Annotated in this window: 21 protein-coding genes and 1 pseudogene; 10 read left to right on the top strand and 12 right to left on the bottom strand. The window is 33.5% G+C overall.

Annotation, left to right across the window (positions count from 1 at the left end; genetic code table 11):
* Window positions 1-7: 7 nt before the first annotated feature.
* The 5 genes from flgA to cysE are packed head-to-tail and all read left to right on the top strand — an operon-like array spanning window position 8 to window position 2961.
* The gene (gene flgA / locus DZ64_RS0108145; protein ID WP_024790161.1) at window positions 8-622 is read left to right on the top strand and encodes a flagellar basal body P-ring formation chaperone FlgA; all 615 of its coding nucleotides are present in this window, start codon (window positions 8-10) and stop codon (window positions 620-622) included.
* Window positions 619-1209 (top strand): UbiX family flavin prenyltransferase, encoded by a 591-nt coding sequence (locus tag DZ64_RS0108140; protein WP_024790160.1) that lies wholly within the window; start codon window positions 619-621, stop codon window positions 1207-1209. Before flgA ends, DZ64_RS0108140 begins: the two co-directional genes overlap by 4 nt.
* Before the next feature lie 25 nt (window positions 1210-1234).
* Window positions 1235-1717, top strand: a complete 483-nt coding sequence (gene coaD, locus DZ64_RS0108135) for a pantetheine-phosphate adenylyltransferase (protein WP_024790159.1) — start codon at window positions 1235-1237, stop codon at window positions 1715-1717.
* On the top strand, window positions 1701-2276 hold the full coding sequence (gene tmk, locus DZ64_RS0108130) for a dTMP kinase (protein ID WP_024788041.1): 576 nt from the start codon (window positions 1701-1703) through the stop codon (window positions 2274-2276). The genes coaD and tmk overlap by 17 nt, the downstream gene beginning before the upstream one ends.
* Window positions 2260-2961 (top strand): serine O-acetyltransferase, encoded by a 702-nt coding sequence (gene cysE, locus DZ64_RS0108125; protein WP_024788040.1) that lies wholly within the window; start codon window positions 2260-2262, stop codon window positions 2959-2961. Before tmk ends, cysE begins: the two co-directional genes overlap by 17 nt.
* Window positions 2962-3289: 328 nt before the next feature.
* Here cysE and DZ64_RS14190 read toward each other — a convergent pair whose 3' ends face one another.
* The 4 genes from DZ64_RS14190 to DZ64_RS0108100 all read right to left on the bottom strand — a co-directional run bounded on the left by DZ64_RS14190 (window position 3290) and on the right by DZ64_RS0108100 (window position 5408).
* Window positions 3290-3697 carry a transposase gene (locus DZ64_RS14190; protein ID WP_369792121.1) on the bottom strand — a complete coding sequence of 136 codons (408 nt, stop codon included), beginning with the start codon at window positions 3695-3697 and terminating at the stop codon, window positions 3290-3292.
* Window positions 3698-3740: 43 nt separating this feature from the next.
* Window positions 3741-3908, bottom strand: coding sequence for a transposase (locus tag DZ64_RS14185; RefSeq protein WP_369792098.1), 168 nt, complete (start codon window positions 3906-3908; stop codon window positions 3741-3743).
* Window positions 3909-4182: 274 nt separating this feature from the next.
* Window positions 4183-5073, bottom strand: coding sequence for a CoA ester lyase (locus DZ64_RS0108105; protein WP_024790157.1), 891 nt, complete (start codon window positions 5071-5073; stop codon window positions 4183-4185).
* On the bottom strand, window positions 5070-5408 hold the full coding sequence (locus tag DZ64_RS0108100) for a cytochrome c (protein WP_024790156.1): 339 nt from the start codon (window positions 5406-5408) through the stop codon (window positions 5070-5072). Before DZ64_RS0108100 ends, DZ64_RS0108105 begins: the two co-directional genes overlap by 4 nt.
* Before the next feature lie 55 nt (window positions 5409-5463).
* Between DZ64_RS0108100 and folD the strand changes: the two genes are divergently transcribed.
* The 3 genes from folD to DZ64_RS0108085 all read left to right on the top strand — a co-directional run bounded on the left by folD (window position 5464) and on the right by DZ64_RS0108085 (window position 7954).
* The gene (gene folD / locus DZ64_RS0108095) at window positions 5464-6315 is read left to right on the top strand and encodes a bifunctional methylenetetrahydrofolate dehydrogenase/methenyltetrahydrofolate cyclohydrolase FolD (RefSeq protein ID WP_024790155.1); all 852 of its coding nucleotides are present in this window, start codon (window positions 5464-5466) and stop codon (window positions 6313-6315) included.
* Window positions 6312-7097: a signal peptidase I gene (gene lepB, locus DZ64_RS0108090; protein WP_024790154.1), complete on the top strand. Its 786-nt coding sequence runs from the start codon at window positions 6312-6314 to the stop codon at window positions 7095-7097. Before folD ends, lepB begins: the two co-directional genes overlap by 4 nt.
* Window positions 7098-7297: 200 nt before the next feature.
* Window positions 7298-7954 (top strand): site-2 protease family protein, encoded by a 657-nt coding sequence (locus DZ64_RS0108085; protein ID WP_024790153.1) that lies wholly within the window; start codon window positions 7298-7300, stop codon window positions 7952-7954.
* Between the two features lie 27 nt (window positions 7955-7981).
* On the opposite strand, the gene dnaJ is transcribed toward DZ64_RS0108085, so the two are convergent.
* A complete protein-coding gene (dnaJ, locus tag DZ64_RS0108080; RefSeq protein WP_024790152.1) occupies window positions 7982-9085 on the bottom strand; it encodes a molecular chaperone DnaJ in 1104 nt (367 codons plus the stop codon).
* 71 nt (window positions 9086-9156) lie between these two features.
* On the opposite strand from dnaJ, the gene purL reads away from it, so the two are divergent.
* Together purL and DZ64_RS0108070 are read left to right on the top strand one after the other, a co-directional pair.
* Window positions 9157-11367: a phosphoribosylformylglycinamidine synthase subunit PurL gene (gene purL, locus DZ64_RS0108075; RefSeq protein WP_035003204.1), complete on the top strand. Its 2211-nt coding sequence runs from the start codon at window positions 9157-9159 to the stop codon at window positions 11365-11367.
* Window positions 11368-11376: 9 nt separating this feature from the next.
* On the top strand, window positions 11377-12396 hold the full coding sequence (locus DZ64_RS0108070) for an aldo/keto reductase (protein ID WP_024790150.1): 1020 nt from the start codon (window positions 11377-11379) through the stop codon (window positions 12394-12396).
* Window positions 12397-12407: 11 nt separating this feature from the next.
* Here DZ64_RS0108070 and DZ64_RS11965 read toward each other — a convergent pair.
* The 7 genes and pseudogenes from DZ64_RS11965 to DZ64_RS0108035 form a co-directional block, all read right to left on the bottom strand.
* Window positions 12408-12791: pseudogene (locus DZ64_RS11965) on the bottom strand (arsenate reductase ArsC); the annotation flags it as partial.
* An 11-nt stretch (window positions 12792-12802) separates the two neighbouring features.
* Window positions 12803-14053 (bottom strand): arsenic transporter, encoded by a 1251-nt coding sequence (locus DZ64_RS0108060; RefSeq protein ID WP_024790148.1) that lies wholly within the window; start codon window positions 14051-14053, stop codon window positions 12803-12805.
* 187 nt (window positions 14054-14240) lie between these two features.
* A complete protein-coding gene (locus DZ64_RS13500) occupies window positions 14241-14393 on the bottom strand; it encodes a hypothetical protein (RefSeq protein WP_236618694.1) in 153 nt (50 codons plus the stop codon).
* 44 nt (window positions 14394-14437) lie between these two features.
* The gene (locus tag DZ64_RS13495; protein ID WP_024790147.1) at window positions 14438-14749 is read right to left on the bottom strand and encodes an amino acid permease; all 312 of its coding nucleotides are present in this window, start codon (window positions 14747-14749) and stop codon (window positions 14438-14440) included.
* Between the two features lie 127 nt (window positions 14750-14876).
* Complete coding sequence (locus DZ64_RS0108045) at window positions 14877-16280, bottom strand: MBL fold metallo-hydrolase RNA specificity domain-containing protein (RefSeq protein ID WP_024790146.1); 1404 nt, start codon at window positions 16278-16280, stop codon at window positions 14877-14879.
* Window positions 16277-18673 (bottom strand): phosphoenolpyruvate synthase, encoded by a 2397-nt coding sequence (gene ppsA, locus DZ64_RS0108040; protein ID WP_024790145.1) that lies wholly within the window; start codon window positions 18671-18673, stop codon window positions 16277-16279. Before ppsA ends, DZ64_RS0108045 begins: the two co-directional genes overlap by 4 nt.
* Complete coding sequence (locus DZ64_RS0108035; RefSeq protein ID WP_024790144.1) at window positions 18670-19578, bottom strand: aldolase; 909 nt, start codon at window positions 19576-19578, stop codon at window positions 18670-18672. The genes ppsA and DZ64_RS0108035 overlap by 4 nt, the downstream gene beginning before the upstream one ends.
* Between the last annotated feature and the right edge of the window lie 52 nt (window positions 19579-19630).

The raw sequence follows: 19630 nt of genomic DNA, 5'->3' as shown, positions 1-19630 counted from the left end.
ATGAAAAATGGAAAATGGAAAATTAAAAATTAAATTATTTTTTTTATTTTTACCCATTTTTTTATTTGCTTCTGTAAAAAAAGAACTTGTTAAGTTTTATAAACACTATTATCCAAATATTGAGATTGTTTCTATTTACACCCAAAAACCGTTTCCCAAAAAATATAAAAAAATTTCATTTAAACTTATTGACCCGAAATTTCCAAGCGGAAATTTAATAATAGAGAATAAATATTATTTTTACAGAATAAAAGCAAAATTAACAGTCTATAAAACCATAAAAGTAATTAAAAAAAACGAATCTGTTTTTCCTTATGTCAAAAAAGAAAAAATAGATTTCAGACATTTTTATTCCCCTCCTCTTCTTAAAATAACAGATGATTTGATAGCTTCAAAAGTTATTTCCAAAAATGCGGTGATTACCCAAGAAAACACAAGAATAAAACCCGCTGTTTTACAAGGAGACAATGTAAATGTGGTTTTTAAAGGCAATGGAGTGGTGATTTATTCAAAAGGTACGGCTCTAAACGATGCAAACATCGGTGAAAAAATAAAAGTGAAAATAAATCATAAAATTTATGAAGGTGTTTTAAATAAATCATATGAAGTGGAGATTCAATGAAAATATTAGTCGCCGTCAGCGGGGCAAGCGGGGCAAGTCTTGGAATTAAACTGTTTGAATCGATACCAAAAACTTATGAAAAATATTTAATATTAAGTGAAAGTGCAAAAACGGTTTTGGAAAATGAAGAAAATATTTTTTTTAACACTGACCTCTCAGCCCCTCCGGCAAGCGGAAGTTTTCAGATAGATACAACATTTATAGTTCCTTGCAGTATGAACACACTTGCCAAAATTTCAGCCGGCATTGCGGATAATTTAATTACAAGAAGTGCCCTTGTTGCAATAAAAGAAAAAAGAAAATTAATTTTAGCTCCAAGGGAAATGCCTTTTAGCACTATTCACTTGGAACATATGACAAATCTTGCAAAATTATCCAATATTTTTATAGCACCCCCGGTAATAGGATATTATCACAATCCAAAAACATTGGAAGAGATGGAAAATTTTTTAATCGGTAAATGGCTGGATTTGGCAGGCATTAAACATAATCTTTTTAAAAGATGGAATGGGAGTAATAGTGAAAATAGTGAAAGCCTGTCCGCGCACTTGCAAAGCGGCGGGGTGGTGAGTGGTGAAAATAATTAGAAGTAAAAAAGAATAAAGGAAAAAGATGCAAACAAAAGCTGTATATCCGGGAACATTTGACCCTGTAACCAACGGTCATATAGATATAATAAACAGAGCCTGCAGGATGTTTGATAAAATTATAGTTGCAGTTGCCGACAACAAAGATAAAAAAACGATGTTTAATCTTAAAAAAAGAGTTGAATTTATGAAAAAAGCCACTGAAAAATTCAATAAAGTTGAAGTAAAGAGTTTTTCGTCCCTTTTGGTGGACTTTGCAAAAAAAGAAAATGCCAAAATAATTATAAGAGGTCTAAGGGCGGTAAGTGATTTTGAATATGAACTGCAAATGGGCTATGCCAATAAAACACTGGACAAAGAAATAGATACAATATATTTGATGCCAAACCTCGAAAATGCATTCATCTCTTCAAGTGTGGTAAGAAGTATTTTAAAATATAACGGAGGCATAGAACATTTAGTCCCAAAAGAAATTATAAAGGACATTAAAAGTGTATATAGCGTTTGAAGGAATCGACACCGCAGGCAAAAGCACCCAAATAAATTTATTAAAAAAAGAATATAAAAATTTTTTGTTTGTAAAAGAGCCCGGATACACTGAATTTGGAAAAAAATTAAGAGAGATAATATTAAAAGAAAAAATATCTAAAAAATCGGAACTTTTTTTATTTTTGGCAGACAGAAGCGAAACGATGCAAACAGTAATAAAACCGAATCTTGATAAAACAATAATAACCGATAGAAGTGCAATAAGCGGTATTGCATACGCAATGGAATTTTTCGATTTTGACTTGCTTGTCAATCTAAACAAATTTGCAACGGATGGAATTTTTCCAAATCTGACAATTATATTAAAACTGGACAAGGAAACACTAAAATACAGACTTTCACTTAAAAAACATGACAATATTGAAAAAAGAGGAATTGATTATCTATTAAGAATTCAAAATAATATTATTAACACATGCAACAGACTTGAAATTCCGTATCTTCTGTTGGATGCCTCAAGTTCAGTAGATGAGATATATTTTCGAATAAAAAAGGCAATCAGTGGGTATATTAAATAAAATAAAAAAAGACTTTTTAGCCGTTAAAACAAGAGACCCGGCTTTTAAAAACAATCTGGAGCTGCTTTATGCATATCCTGGCGTCTGGACATTGGTTTGCTATAGAATATCAAATTCCATTTATAAAAAAGGTTTTAAAAGGTGTGCCAGGTTTATTATGGCAATAAATCAGTTTCTGACAAATATAGATATACACCCGGGAGCCAGTATAGGGGAAAATGTTTTTATTGACCATGGAATCGGGGTAGTGATAGGTGAAACTGCAATAATAGGAAATAATGTAACTATATATCAGGGCGTAACACTTGGAGGAGTCAGTTTAAATCCAGGGAAAAGGCATCCCACAATAGAAGACGATGTAACAATAGGCGCCGGGGCTAAAATACTCGGAAATATAACCATAGGCAAAGGCAGTAAAATCGGTGCAAATTCTGTTGTGGTAAATAATGTGCCGCCTTATTCAACAGTTGTGGGAATTCCAGGAAAGGTTATCAAAAGAAAAGATTATTCACCTCTTGCGCATAATAAACTTCCCGATATTGAAAAAGAACTGTTCGAATATTTAATGGACAGAATAAAAATACTTGAAGAAGCCGTTACAAACAACAATAAGGACATCATAGAAAAAGATGAGGAAATAGAAAAAAAATACAGGGATTATTTAGAAGCCCTTAAAAACCGCTGATTAATCCAATTGAATATTTTTTCTGTGATATCTTTGGACTATATCTAGCCCATCAAATTAACTGTGTAAATAAAACCCATATACTAAAGCTTTAAGATATTTTACTAAAAATTCCTAGAAATATATCACAAGTTGCGGATAAATTACAAACCAATTTCTGATTCTGTTACTTTTCCATTTTTGCATAACCTCCTGTGTTGAAGTAAAAAGGACTTTAAAAGCTGCTTCTTTTGAAGGGAATGAGCCTCCCAGTTTCTTTTCCATAAATCATAAATATGAGGGTATCTTTTGCCCCATTTTTCATTGAAATATTCAAGATTTTGAATGGCTAAATCCTCAGTATCAGCTTGTAAGAGACAAATTTTAAAGAGTTTCTTATCTGATGAACTACACATCTTTGAATTTCAGCTTTTGGATATACGGCTTTAATAGCTTCATTAAATCCGTTTAGTCCGTCTATTGAAAATATTAAAACATCTTCTACACCTCTGTTTTTTATTTCATTAAGTATTGAGAGCCAATATTTAGAAGTTTCATTCTCTTCACTTATCCATATACCTAAAATATCTTTTTTACCTTCTATAGTGATTCCCAGCATTATATAACAGGCTGTATTTTTTATATTTCTCTCAACCTTTATTTTTAATACGGTTGCATCCATAAAAATTATAGGATAAATACTTTCCAAAGGTCTATTCTGCCATTCAATAGCTTTTTCTAAGATTTTTTCAGTAATATTTAATATGGTTTCAGTTGAAAGCTCATATCCGTATAAATCTTCAAGATGGTGCTTTTACAATTTTAGGCTCAAATGTTGAATTTCTGTCCCTTGGAATATTTACTTCAATTTCTCCATATTTAGTTTTAAAAGTCTTTGTAGAGTATCCATTTCTGTAATTGCTATTATCAGATTTTTCATTTTTCTCATAACCTAAATGGTTTGTCATTTCACTTTGGGTTGCTGTTTCTTCATCTTTTTGATTTAATTTTTTAATTCATTTTCAAGCTCTTCAATTGTCACTGGATTTCCTAAACTTCTTTTATATTCTTCAATGTTTAAAATATTTTATTTTTTTATTTTAATTTATTCTTAAATTGCTTATTCATGATAACTTATACCAATTCTCAATTAATTAGTTACTTTAAAAGTATCTAAAACTACCATTATTTTAACGCTTTAATCATTTTCATTATTCATTTTCCATTTTCAATTGGTATAATTTATTTTTTTAATATTTGCAAATAATTTTTATAAATAGGCTCATCTACATATAATCCATCAATTGTAAATGGACCGTTTTTTCTGAATCTTTCAACTATCATTTTTGCAAATTCCAAATTTTCTTTGAAAATATTGTTTGCTATTTCCACCTGGGCGGGTGTAATGCATCCTACTCCCTGAGAACCTAAATTTTTTTGAAGCAGACACCATTTGGAAAATCCTTCCAAATCCTTGTAATTTTGATAAACAAACCCTATAGGGGTTTTTTCAATAAATCTTGATTTTAAAGAAAATTCACTTAAAATATGATGAATTAAGGGATTGTTTAAATCAATTATAGAATGACTTATATTTAAGGAATTTAATAAATCATAAATCCCTATATAAAATGTGGTTAATCTCGGATGTATTAAATCTGTTAAATTATGAAACGCTTCTTTTGTTTCGATTGAAGCGTGTAATTCTTTGTTTGTAAGAATAGAGGCGTCGTCAATATCTTCAATTCCTTTTATTTTAGGAATTCTAAAACCGTTAAAAGAGAACCTGTCTAAAAATTTAATATCTTCGCTTCCGCCTTTGTTTAGGGCGTTAACTCTTATTATTATTTCTTTATCCAATGTTGAGATGTTACTTAAAAATACTGCTGTCATTATTTTAGCTATCTCTTTTTTTTCTTTTGCCACCCCGTCTTCAAGATTCAATATAATAATATCCGCCGGTATTTCGTCTATTTTATTTAAGTGTTTAACCTGATGTCCGCTTACCATCAGTGCGCTTTTTCTTTTAGTTTTTTTTGTTTTTAGCTTTTTATTTCCTATTAAAGACAAAGCTTTTTGTATATTATTGCTATTTACTATTTCTTCTAACTCTTTTATATTTTTAAAAATCATTTTTTGCTCCTTAAATAAAGTAAAATACCCTCTATCTCTTCTTCTGTCAGATAATTGTATCTCGGCATAACAGTAAGCTTTTTGTGAAACAGAGCTTTTTTTAATGTAATTAAATTAATATTTTGAATGTTAGGTGCTTTGATATAAGTTTTTAATCCGTTTTTATAAAAATATGTAACTATTTTGCCTTCTCCTTTTTCTCCGTGGCATTTGGCACAGCTTATTCCCCTTGGATTATTGTAAAGCATTTTTCCGTATTCAAAATTTGTAATAAACCAGTCGGTTTTTGCAGATAAAATTGAAAAACTAAGCAAAAGAAGAAGTCTATTTAACATTTAGCAACCTTTATGATAAAATTCTAACATTCATTTTAGCAAAAAAAGGAATAAAATGAGAATTTTAGATGGTAAAAAATTATCCGAAAAAATTAAAAATAAAGTTAAAGAAGAAGTGGATAAATTGAAAAAAGAGGGTATAACTCCGGGGCTTGCCGTTATTTTGGTAGGGAATGACCCTGCGAGTCAGACATACGTAAAAATGAAAAAAGGGGCATGTGAAAAGGTAGGAATGTATTCTGTAGTTCATGAATTTCCTGAAAGTATAAGTGAAAAGGAACTTTTAACCACTATTGAAATGATTAATAAGAATCCAAATTTACACGGTCTTTTGGTTCAGTTGCCTCTTCCAAAACATATAGATACCACTAAAGTTCTTGAAGCGGTGGCACCTGAGAAAGATGTTGACGGATTTCATCCGTATAATATGGGGAAACTTTTTGAAGGGCTTGAGAGTTTTGCCCCATGTACGCCTCTAGGGGTAATGGAGCTGTTTAAAGAATATAATATAGATGTAAAAGGAAAAGATGTATGTATTGTGGGGGCCAGCAATATTGTTGGAAAACCGATGTTTTCCCTTTTGCTTAACGCATGGGCAACCGTGGATATATGCCACATAGAAACAAAAGATTTGGCGACACATACAAAAAGGGCGGATATTGTAATAGTAGGTGTCGGGAAGCCTAATTTGATTACGGCTGATATGATAAAAGAGGGTGCCATTGTAATTGATATTGGAATTAATAAATTAAAAAACGGTAAAATTGTCGGAGATGTGGATTTTGAAAATGTAAGTAAAAAAGCTTCATTCATAACCCCTGTTCCCGGTGGAGTGGGGCCGATGACAATAGCCATGCTTTTAAAAAACACAATAAAAGCTACAAAGCTTCAGAAAGAGAATAAATGAAAGAAAAACTTAAAAAATTTTATAATTGGTCTAATAGTTGGAGTGGAACCATTGTAATAGTCTTAATTATTATTTTCTTTTTAGCCCAGGCTTTTGTAATTCCAAGCGGGAGTATGAAAAGAACTCTTCTTCCAGGAGACGCACTTTTTGCAAAAAAATTTGCTTACGGAGTGCCGATTCCCCATATTCCATGGCTTGAAATTCCTATTTTACCGGATTTCAGGGGGGACGGGCATTTAATAGACGGTCCGAAACCAAAAAGAGGGGATATTGTAATATTCCGTTATCCTGTAAATCCAAAACTGCATTTTGTAAAAAGATGTGTTGGTGTAGGTGGCGATAAATTAATGGTTAGAAATAAAAATTTATATTTAAGAATTCAAAACAGTGATGAAGAAACAAAAGAGTTTGCGAAAAAAATGAAAGCAGAGATTGTAAATATAAACGGGGAAATCTGGATTAAAAATCCTTATATGAAACTTCATCCCGGGATTCATCACGACCCTAAAGTTGATTTTCCGGAAGAAGTGATAAATTACGGTCCTGTAATAGTGCCAAAGGGTCAGTTTTTTATGATGGGTGATAACAGAGACCATAGTGATGACAGCAGATTTTGGGGGCCTGTGCCTTATAAACTGATTGTCGGTAAACCCTGGTTTATTTATATGAGCTGGGATAAAAATTATACAATCAGATGGCACAGAATCGGAATGACTATAAACGATATTGAAAAAGAACTTAGAGAGGGTAAGAAACCGTATTTAACATATGGATGTAAATAAATAGTGAGTTGTGAGCTTGCCCGACCGCTTGCAAAGCGGCGGGGTTGTGAATAGTGAGTAGTGATTTGTGAGTTGCCAAGTTCCAAGAGGCCAAGTTGCTAAGTACTTAATGAAAAGTGAAAAATGAGCGAAAATGAGCAAAGCGAATTACGCTCACCTGGCTATCAAAAACGGCTATGGTGAAAAATGATGGAGGATAGATGGAATATGTAATAAAATATACAGCCTTAATAGGGGCTTTTGTAATTGCTGTTGTAGGCCATGAAATTATGCATGGGGCTGTTGCAAAATATTATGGAGATGATACTGCAAGCAGGGAGGGAAGACTTTCAATTAACCCAATAAAACATATAGACCCGTTTGGTACCGTTGTTTTTCCAATTATTTTATTTTTATCTCAAAAATTAGCGGGAGTAAGTGATCCTATAATTTTCGGGTGGGCAAAACCGGTACCTGTAAATATTTTTAAAGTAGTTGAAAAAGGCGGCTATATCGGGGCTTTTAATGTTTCCATTGCAGGAATTACATATAATTTTATTTTGGCTTTTATAGCCTCAAGCTTAATAGGTTTTTTTGAACCCAACGGATTAATTAGTGCTTTTATGTTTTTATTTTTTTATTATTTAATTATTGTAAATGTAATTTTGGCGGTATTTAATTTAATTCCGGTGCCTCCGCTTGACGGAGCCAACGCCCTTAAATATCTTTCGCTGCAGTTTAAAATTTATTCTATTGCCAGATTTTATAATAAAATAGAGCCTTACGGGATGATTATATTACTAATTATTTTATTTACTCCTATTGCAAATTATGTGTTTTATCCTGCAGAAGTTATTATAAGCTGGCTATTACATTAAAAAAATTAAAAGTGAAAAATTTTCACTTTACATTTTATACTTTTCACTTAACCAGCTTTTCACTTTTTCAATCGCTTCTTCTAAAATGTTTTTATGTTCTTTTACTTCATTTCCGAAACTTTTATGAAGTTTTTCAAGGAGTTCTTTTTGCTCGTCAGTCAGTTTTTTTGGATAGACAATATTTATAACTGCTATCAAATCTCCTTTGTATCCGCTGTTTGGATCGGCAATACCTTCGCCTTTAAAAATAATTTTGGTTCTGTCTTTTGTACCGGGTTTTATTTCTATCTCTTTTTCACCTTCAAGAGTAGGGATTTTAACATTGTCTCCTAATATTGCGCTTGTAAAAAATACAGGTATTTCAACTATTAGATTATTACCTTTTCTTTTGAATATTTTTGATTCTTTTACTTTAAATATCAAATATAAATCGCCTCTGTATCCGCCTCTTGTTTCGTTTCCCCTGCCGGCTATTCTCATTCTCATACCGGTATCAACCCCGGCAGGAATATCTATTTTAACTTTTTCTTCTTTTACAATGTAACCTCTGCCTTTACATTCAGAACATTTCTTCTTAACAATAAAACCTTTTCCCTGGCACTGCGGGCATGTCTGGGCTATTCTCATAAATCCGTTGCCCATTACCACCTGTCCCCTTCCATGACACACCGGGCATGTTTCTTTTTCTTCTGCCCCGCTTCCTTTACATTTAGGGCATATGGAAAAATATGTTGTTTTTATTTCTTTACTGACACCGTACACCGCTTCTTCAAAATCAAGTGTCACTTCAACAGCTTTGTCTATATCATACGGAAGAGGCTCTTCATGCTGCTGGCTTCCAAAGCCTCCTCCAAAAATATCGTTAAACATATCGAAAATATCATTAAAATTAAAATCGGTTTTATACCCTCTGCCCTCTAAGCCTTCTTTTCCGTATCTGTCATAAACAGCTCTTTTTTCATCATCACTTAAAATCTGATAAGCCTCATTGATTTGTTTAAATTTTTCTTCAGCCTCTTTATCTCCCGGATTTTTGTCGGGATGATATTTCATTGCGAGTTTTCTGTATGCTTTTTTTATCTCTATTGCTGTTGCGGTTCTGCTCACACCCAATATTTCATAATAATCCAATACGCTCCTCCTCTTTTTTTAATGAAATTATATCTTTATTTATGTTAAAATTCATTTAAAAAAGGCAAGTAATGTATGAGATTAATAAAAATGAACTCGACGAGCTTTTAAAAAGGCATAAATTAACAAAAGTTGATTATGAACATATTATAGAAATTTTAGGCAGAACTCCGAATTTGGTGGAACTTGGTGTTTTCAGTGCGATGTGGAGTGAGCACTGTTCATATAAATCTAGCAAATGCTATTTAAAAGGATTTCCCACAGAAGCTCCGTGGGTGATTCAGGGTCCGGGTGAAAATGCGGGTGTTATTGATATCGGGGGAAACATGGCAGCTGTATTTAAAATGGAAAGTCATAACCATCCGAGTTTTATCGAGCCTTATCAGGGTGCCGCTACAGGGGTTGGAGGAATACTGAGAGATATTTTTACCATGGGGGCAAGACCGGTAGCCAATCTTAATGCAATCAGATTTGCCCATATTAAAGGTAACGATGAAACAGCCAAGCTTCATAGACACTTACTCAGCGGAGTGGTTGCCGGCATAGCCGGATACGGTAACTGTATAGGCGTTCCTACAATAGGGGGAGAAACATCATTTGAAGAGTGTTATGCGGGAAATGTTTTGGTAAATGCATTTGCCCTCGGGATTTGTCCTCAGGATGAAATATTTTATGCAAAGGCCGAAGGTATCGGAAATCCTGTAATTTATGTGGGAAGTAAAACCGGAAGGGACGGACTTGGAGGTGCCGTTATGAGCAGCGATAGTTTTAAAGAGGGAGATGAAGACCAAAGACCGACGGTTCAGGTGGGCGACCCTTTTACAGAGAAACTTTTAATGGAAGCATGTCTTGAGCTTTTTAAAACAGATTATATTGTCGGAATTCAGGATATGGGAGCCGCAGGGCTTACAAGCAGCAGCTTTGAAATGGCCGGAAAAAGCGGAAGCGGCCTTAAAATGCATTTGGATAAAGTTCCTATGAGGGAAGAAGGGATGAATCCGTATGAGCTTATGCTAAGCGAGTCCCAGGAAAGAATGCTTATTTGTGCTAAAAAAGGGTATGAAGACAAAATAATCGAGATATTTAAAAAATATGATTTGGATGCCGAAGTTATAGGGGGAGTGACAAATACCGGAAAAGTGGAACTGTTCTGGCACGGAGAAAAAGTAGCCGACATTCCTGTTGCCCCGATTACCGAAGAAGCACCGGAGCTGTGCCGCCCTGTAAAAGAGCCTGAATATATAAAAACAATAAAAGATGTTGAAATACCTGAAATTAATCCACAAATTGCTTTTGAAAAATTAATCGTTGAAAGTGAAATTGTGGATAAAGCATGGATTTATGAGCAGTATGATTCAATGGTACAGACAAATACAGTGGATACTAAAAGAGCGGACGGAAGTATAATCAGAGTAAAAGAAAACGGTAAATTTATAGGAATGAGTGCGGACTGTAATGCCAGATTTTGTTATATAAATCCTCGTCTCGGAGCTTCCGCCGCCGTTATGGAATCTGGAAGAAACATAGCGGTTAAAAAAATAACTCCTCTTGCAATAACTGACTGTCTGAATTACGGAAATCCGGAAAATCCTGAAATTATGTGGCAGTTTAAAGAGGGGTGTGAGGGTATAAAAGAAGCGTGTAAGGCTTTAAATACACCGGTAGTCAGCGGGAATGTGTCTTTGTATAATGAAAATGAGGGTGAAGGAATATTCCCTACACCTGAAATTGCAATGGTAGGAGTAGGGGACAGCTTTAGAACCAGTGAAATTAAAAACGAAGGTAATATAATCTATTTATTAGGGGAAACCAAAAGTGAATTTGGAGGAAGCCTGTATCTGAAAGTTTTTGGAAGTATTGTGGCTGGAGTTCATCCCGAAGTAGATTTTGTAAAAGAGCTTAAACTCTGGCGCGTACTTCAAAGCGATTTGATTGAAAGTGCAAAAGATATCTCAACTGGCGGACTTGCAATTGCCGCATATAAATGGGCATGTGTAAGCAATAAAGGGCTTGAAATTAATGTAAATATAAAACAGCCTATTGATATATTCTCTGAGAGCTTAAGCAGGGCTTTTGTAGAAATCGCACCTGAAAACTGTGAAAGTTTTGAAAATTTATGCAATACCCTTGGGTTAAAATATGAAAAAGCCGGAATTGTTGGCGGAAATGAAATAAAAATAAATGAAATTAAAATACCTTTACAAAAAGCGAAAGATATTTATTTTAATACTTTCCCTAAAATTATGAGAAACGAATTTGATATAGCAGATAATTTGGTTTAAAGGTTTGTTTTGGAATACAGATACATAGGAAAAAGTGGACTCAGAGTCAGTGTTCTAAGTTTAGGAACAATGACATTTGGAAGTATGAGCGATAAAAAAGAGGCTTTTAGAATCTTAGATAAAGCATATGACAGCGGTATAAACTTTATAGACACTGCCGAGCTTTACCCTGTACCTCCTGAAGAAAAATATGCGGGAGAGACTGAAAAAATAATAGGGGAGTGGCTAAAAACAAAACAAAGAGATAGCATTATGATAGCCAGTAAAGTTGCAGGGGCGGCAAGCGGGTGGTATATTCCCCCAATCCGTCACGGTTTAACCGCAATGGACAGGTTTCATATAAAAAGGGCGGTTGAAGGAAGTTTAAAAAGGCTTGGGAGCGATTATATAGACCTTTATCAACAGCACTGGCCTGATACTGTGGTTCCAATTGAAGAGACAATGAGGGCTTTTGATGAATTAGTGAAAGAGGGAAAAGTAAGATATATTGGAACTTCCAATGACACTGCATATGGACTTACAAAAGCAAACACTGTTGCAAAATATGAAGGACTTGCAAGGTTTGAGAGTGTTCAAAATAATTTCAGCGTGCTAAATCCCAGATTTTTTGACGAGCTTGAATATGTTTGCAGAAAAGAGCAGGTTTCACTTCTTCCGTATTCTCCGATAGCCGGGGGAATTTTAAGCGGAAAATATAACAGCCCTTATATTCCAGAAGATTCAAGGTTTATGATGTATCTGAATTATCCAAACAGCCGTGTCAGAAACCATGCAAAAAGATTTTATAATGAAAAAACCCTAAAAGCGACTGAGAAGTTTTTAGAAATTGCTAAAAAATACAATATTCATCCTGTCACTCTGGCAGTAGCTTATTCAAAACATTTTGATTTTGTGGCTTCTACAATTATTGGAGCAAGAACTCTTGAACAGCTTGAACCATCACTTAAAGCTGCTGAAATTAAACTAAACAGAGAAATTTTAAAAGATATTAAAAAAATACAAGAAGTAATTCCATATCCTATGGGGTGAAAAAAAAAATTTTTTATTTCAGGAAGAAGTTTTTCTTCTATCTCTTTATATGTTTTTTGAAATTCTTCATAATCTTTCCCATCAGGGTCTTCAAAACCTATATGTATTTTAGGAACCGGTTTTGGGAAAATAGGGCAGGTTTCTTTTGCATGGTCACACACTGTTGCCACTAAATTAAAATCATCGTTTATTACTTCATCTAAATGTTTTGAATGATAATTATTATCCCATATTCCGTTTTCTTCTAAAACTCTTTTTGCATTTGGATTGACTTTTCCTGCCGGTTTTACTCCTGCACTTTTTGCCTCAACTCCTTCAAGTTTTGCATTTACAAGTGCTTCCCCTATAATACTTCTGCAACTGTTTCCTGTACACATTATTAAAACTTTTTTCATTTTGTTTCTCCTTATATTAATATTAAAAGCACAATTAAAAGAACAGGCGGTGTAATAATAAGTCCAAATTTTGTATATTCTTTAAATGTAATTTTTACACCTTTTTTTTCTAATACATGCAGCCAAAGAAGTGTTGCTAAAGAACCAAAAGGTGTCATTTTAGGTCCAAGGTTTGAACCGATAATATTTGCATAAATCATAGCTTCATTTCCTATATGCTTTAATGAAATATCCATAATCATAATGGTCGGCAAATTATTCATAACTGCGCTTAAAAAAGCAGATATAAATCCTGTTGCAATAATTGCTAAATTTTTATTTATTTCAAGCAGATGTTTTAAAATTATACTTAAATAATCTGTCAGTCCTGCATTTTTTAGTCCATATACCACAATATAAAGCCCAATACTAAACCATACTATCTGCCAGGGAGCTGTTAGAATGATTTCTTTTGCATCTACAACTTTTTTATGAGATATAATTAAGAAAATTAAAGCACCTCCAAGAGCAAAAACAGATACAGGAATATGATAAAAATCTCCAATAAAATATCCTATTAAAAGTAATGCTAAAAAGAAAAAAGAAAAAATAAATAGTTTTTCATCTTTAATTACACTTTTTGCAGGTGGCAGTAAATCTATATCAATTTTATTTGGAATATTTTTTCTTAAAAACAGCCATAAAATAAAAGTTGATGCAATTGTACTTACAATGAAAGGAAAAAACATATTTTTAAAATATTCAAAAAATCCTATATGAAAAAAATCTGCTGTTACTATGTTTGTAAGGTTTGAAAATACAAAAGGAAGTGATGCACTATCACTTATAAATCCGCCTGCGAGTAAAAATGCAGTTATTGTTTTTAAATTTAGTTTTAACATTTTTAGTTTCGAAAGTAAAATAGGGGTTAAAATAAGTGCAGCTCCGTCATTTGCAAAAAATGCAGAAACTACGCTCCCAAGTAGCATAGAATTTATAAACATTAAATTACCGTTTCCGCGTGAAAGTTTTGCTATTTTTATCGCCATATATTCAAAAAATCCTAATTTATCTAAAACCATTGAAAGAATAACAATTCCTATAAAAGCAAGTGTCGCATCCCAGACTATTTTTATAACTTCAATAATATCTTCAAAACTTACAACTCCTAATATAAGTGAAACGACAGCTCCAATCACTGCAGTTGTACCTATTTGAATACCTTTTGGCTGCCATATAATAAAAATTAGGGTAATCAAAAAAATTGAAACTGCCAAAATCATTCAAATTTTTTATACATATATAATAAAGAGTTAAAATTACCACTAAAAACATAAAAAAAAATGCGAGAAAAACAAGATATTTGTTCGCATCTGTTCACTCTTAAGTGCCCTAAATGGACAATGCCTTGAATTATTAAAACACTTAATGCTGCTACAGTTGTAATTTCTGTTAAATTTAAAAATAAAATTATAGGAAAAGACCCTCAGTGGAATGAAAAATATTATATTCATATTCTTTTGGAAGTTCCCCGTTTTTTGCTAAGGTATAACTTATTTGTGTAGTTGCATAAAGTGTTGCATTTATTGCACTTGCAGTTGAAATAAGAGCCGTTTTTGCCATAATTTTAAATCCAAGTTCTCCTAATACAGGTTTTGCTGCAAGAGCTAACGCATAATTATAACTTCTTTTAAAGGTAAATTTCCTAAAACGGTAATACTAATTGTCACATATAAAATCATTACAATTAAAATTGATAAAAGCATTGCTCTTAGGATATTTTTTTTGGAATTTTTCATATCTTCAATAGTATTTGTAATAACGCTAAAACCTTGATAAGCAAAGAAAGTAAGCCCTACAGCAAAAAACATATTAATAATTGGAGGAGAAGTTGAAGAATGTCCAAAAAGCCTTGCTCCATATTCTCCAAAACTCTTAGTAACTGCTGCAATAGTGATAAGCTCGGCAAAATAAAACATTACACTCATTCCCTCCAATTACAAATGAAACCCATACAATATTTCCTGCAATACTTCCGGCTTCTCCAATTACAATAAATATCCCGGCTCCAACCATAGAGCCTCCACAGCCCAAAAGCTTTATTTTTCATAAATATATTTTTTCCCCTTCTTCTACAATATGGGCTTTTTTATTCATTTCATTTAAAATGACAGAGCGGAAAATTACCTGTTTGTCATATTCCCCGTGAATCAAAAATATTTTTTCAAGTGTTTTAAATTCCCTCATCCATTCAATTAATTCTCCCTGGTCTGCATGGGCCGAAAAACCGTTAATCGTATAAAGTTTGCTTCTGACAATAATATCTTCATGATAAATTCTAATACTTCTTGCCCCGTCTATCATATCTCTCCCGAGTGTTCCTACCGCCTGGTAACCTACAAAAATAACAGCGTTTCTCGGATTCCAGATTCTGTGTTTGAAATGATGAAGTATTCTTCCTCCGTTGCACATACCGCTTCCGGCCAAAATTACACAGCCTCTTTCAATATCATTAATTTTTTTTGACTCTTCCACATCTTTTACAAAACGCAGCTGTTTAAATTCAAATGGATGGTTTTTATATTTTTGGCAGCTTTTTTTAAGTAATTTATGCCATTTTTTATAAACAGAGGTTACTTTATCCGCCATTGGAGAATCAAGAAACACTTTTGCATCTTTTGGAAGAGATTTTTCATCGCTCATTTCTTTAAGCAGGCATAAAATCTGCTGGGCCCTTTCTATTGCAAATGTCGGAATTAATACATTTCCGCCGTTCATAAGTGTTTGAATAACCGCTTTTTTGAATTCCGTTTTGCTCTCTTCAAAACTCTTATGAAGTCTGTCTCCGTAAGTTGATTCAATAAACAGGGCGTCTGCATATGTCGGTTTTTCAAGAGGAGGTAAAATATTGTTGTTTTTGTTTCCCAAATCCCCGCTGAAAACTACTCTTTTTTTAAGTCCGAATTCTTCAAAAGTAAATTCAATAAAACTACTTCCCAGTATATGTCCGGCATCTTTATATTTTACTTTTAAATTTTTATATTTAAAACTTTTATTATATTCTATTTTTCTTTTTTTCATTTTTTTAAAAATAGATTTTACTTCATCAACGGTGTAAAGAGGTTTTCTAATTAATTTTTCTTTACCTTTTCTCTGGGCTTTTTTAAATTTTGTTTCGTAATCCTCTTCCTGAAGTTTTGCAGCATCAAGTAAAACAATTTTTGCTATGTCAAATGTAGCCGGGTGTGCAAAAACCTCTCCTTTAAATCCGTATTTGTAAAGAAGAGGAATTCTTCCCACATGGTCTAAGTGGGCATGTGTTAAAAATAAAGCGTCAATTTCTTTAGGATTAAATCCTAAAGGTTCGAAATTTTTATATTCATCATGTCCCTGAAACATACCTGCATCTATCAAAACCCTGCTTTTTACAGTATCTAAGATATGCATAGAACCTGTTACTATTTTTGCTGCACCATGAGATTCTTCGTAAGCTTGTTTTTTTAGTATCATTTTTGCTCCATTTCAGCGATATCTTTTATAATTTTCAATACGCTATCCGGGTTTAAACTCATACTTTCAATTCCGATATTGACTAAAAATTCTGCAAAATCAGGGTAATCGCTTGGTGCCTGACCGCAAAGGCCGTTATATTTGTTGTGTCTTTTTGCTCCGTCAACCGCCATTTTGACCATCTTTTTTGCACCCTCGTCCCTTTCATCATAATCGAAAGCAACTATTTGAGAATCTCTGTCAACCCCTAAAGTTAACTGTGTTAAATCGTTTGTTCCAATACTTATTCCGTCGTAAATTTCAAGGAATTTATCTATCTGGATTACATTGTTTGGTATTTCACACATCATATAAATAGGCACATTACCCAAACCGTTTTGAATCATTGCCTCTTTTACCCTTTTTGCCTCATCGATTCTTCTGCAAAACGGTATCATTAAAACAATGTTTTCAAATCCCATCTCACAGATTGCCCTTTTCATAGCAAGACATTCAAGCTCAAACCCTTCTTTATAATTCGGATGCGTATATCTGGCGGCCCCGCGGAATCCGAGCATTGGATTGTCTTCTACAGGTTCAAAATGCCTTCCCCCTAACAGATTAGCATATTCATTTGATTTAAAATCGCTCATTCTGACAATACATTTTTTAGGATAAACGCTTGCTGCAAGAGTCGCCACACCCTCACTTAATGTTTTTATAAAGAAGTCCTGGGCATCTCCGTCAAAAGGAAAGGCAAGTTCATCAATTAAAGCTCTTTCGGTTTCACTGAGTAATTCCGTATGTTTGATCGCCATAGGGTGTGCTTTTATGTAATTTGTAATAATAAATTCCATTCTGGCTAGTCCTATTCCGTCAACAGGAAGTTTGGCAAGTGAAAATGCCAGTTCCGGATTTCCTAAATTCATCATAATTTTTGTTTTTGGACGAGGAAGCTTTGAAATATCAACTTTTTCCACTTGAAATTTAAGTATTCCATCATATACTTTTCCAACTTCCCCTTCAGAGCAGCTGACTGTTACCGGTTGGTTGTCTTTTAATATTTTAGTCGCATTTTTTGCCCCTACGATTGCAGGTTTTCCAAGCTCACGACTCACAATTGCAGCGTGGCAAGTTCTCCCTCCTGTTTCTGTGATAATTGCACTTGCTATTTTCATAACAGGTTCCCAGTCTGGGCTTGTTGTAGGTGCTACTAAAACATCCCCTTTTTCAAATTTATCGGCCTCTGCCATTGAATGCATAATACATACTTTCCCAGCTCCTATTTTTTCTCCCACGGCATTTCCTGTCAGAAGCACTTTACCTTTTTCAAGCAGTTTGTATATTTCAAATTCTGTCGCCTTTTCCTGGGAATGAACTGTTTCAGGTCTTGCCTGAACCATATAAAGTTTTTCATCTATCCCGTCTTTTGCCCATTCCATATCCATAGGTGTGTAATGATTGTTTACTTCGGAATAATGTTCTTCTATTTTTATAGCCCAGTCTGCAAGTTTAAGTACTTCTTCATCAGAAATAGCAAATCTTCTTCTTTTTTCTATAGGTGTTTTAAGGTTTTTTGTAAACTGTTCTGCCAGATTTGCAGTTTCAAGTGTTTTGCTAAACACCATCATTTTTTCTTTTTCACCTAATTTTCTTTTTAAAACCGCCTTTTTCCCTTTTTTAAAAGTCGGTTTATGCACAAAAAAGCTGTCCGGATTTATAGTTCCCTGGACCACATTTTCCCCAAGCCCCCAGGCAGCATTAATAAATACAACATCTCTAAATCCTGTTTCTGTATCAATACTGAACATTACTCCGCTGCTTCCCAAGTCACTTCTTACCATTTTCATAATAACGACTGAAAGATATACTTTAAGTGGGTCGAAATCGTGGGTATATTTATAACTTATACTTCTGTCTGTAAAATTAGAAGCGATACACATTTTATATGCCCAAAGCAGATTATCTTCGCCTTTTATATTAAGATATGTTTCATTTTGCCCGGCAAATGAAGCAGTTGGTGAATCTTCCGCAGTGGCGGAGCTTCTTACGGCTAAGCTTACATCTTCTCCGTATTGCTCTTGAAGTTTGTGGTAATTTTCTAAAATCTCTTTTTTCAAATCTTCAGGAATTTTGGCTTTCATTATCAGATTTCTTGCAGTTTTACCCACTTTTTTAAGTTCATCAATATTGTCAGGATTGAAATTTTTAAATAGCTGGGCTAAAGGCTCGTTTAAATTATTTTTTTCTAAATAATGTCTATAAGCGCTTGCAGTTACAGCAAATCCGTTTGGGACATTTACACCAAGAGGTGTCAGATGGTTATACATTTCACCTAAACTTGCGTTTTTACCTCCCACTTCATCCACATCTTTAATTCCAATTTCACTGAACCATTTTATAAATTCACTCATTTTCTTCTCCTTAAAATTTTTATTGCATCTTCTACTGATTTGTTTTCGCATGTTATTGCATAAATTGCATTTGCCATTTTTATAGCTTCATCTATTGGTCTTTGATGTATATTTCTTCCTGTCCCGTTTCCCCTGGAACCGCCTATATGAATTTGGGCATATAATTCTTTTAAAAATTCTGTTTCGTCTATTTTTTTACCGCCTTCGCATAATACTCCGGTATTTCCTGCAGCAGAAGTTGCTTCTTTTAAAAGTTCAGGTTTGAATTTTCCATTTTTGTAAGGCACTTTGACTTTTGCAAAATCAGCCCCGAGACATGCGGCTACACCTGCAGCCCCTGCTATTATATGAGGGTCGTGCTCGTCTTTTACAAATTTTCCTTTTGGATACATCCATAAAACAGCAATCATTGCGTTTTTGTGGGCATCATGTACTATTTTAGCCGCTTCGCTTAACATTTCCCTTTCATATTCGCTTCCCAGATAAACGGTATATCCAACACCTTTTATATTAACTCCCATATCGTTTTTAAGTTCAATCACATTTTTCATATCAATCATCTGTTTTGAATACGGGTCTTTTGCAGAATAGGGGATTATATTTGTTTTTGAATTTAGTTTTACTAAATAAGGCACATCAGGATAAAGATTTGCATATCTTGTAATCAGTCCGAACTGAGTGGCAAAAACTCCTATTTTTGCGTTTGCTGCTATTTTAAATAAATGTTCTGGATTATTGTCGTCCTGCGATATTCCTTCGCCGTAAAAATCATTATTCAAATGTTCAATTTTCTGGTCTCCTGCAAAAAGCATAAGTCTTCCGGTATTGTTTGTAATTTCTAAAAAATTTTTTAGAAATTCCTCTTTTTTACCTATCGGCACATCTGCCGGGATATATTTTTTCATCTCCCGCTCCTTAAAAGTTTTATTTATTGTAACGCTTTTTTTCTTAAGTATT

The organism is Lebetimonas sp. JH292 (assembly GCF_000523275.1).
GTDB lineage: Bacteria > Campylobacterota > Campylobacteria > Campylobacterales > Nautiliaceae > Lebetimonas.
Note: the sequence above shows the minus strand (reverse complement) of the source record. Positions and strands in the feature narration are given on the sequence as shown.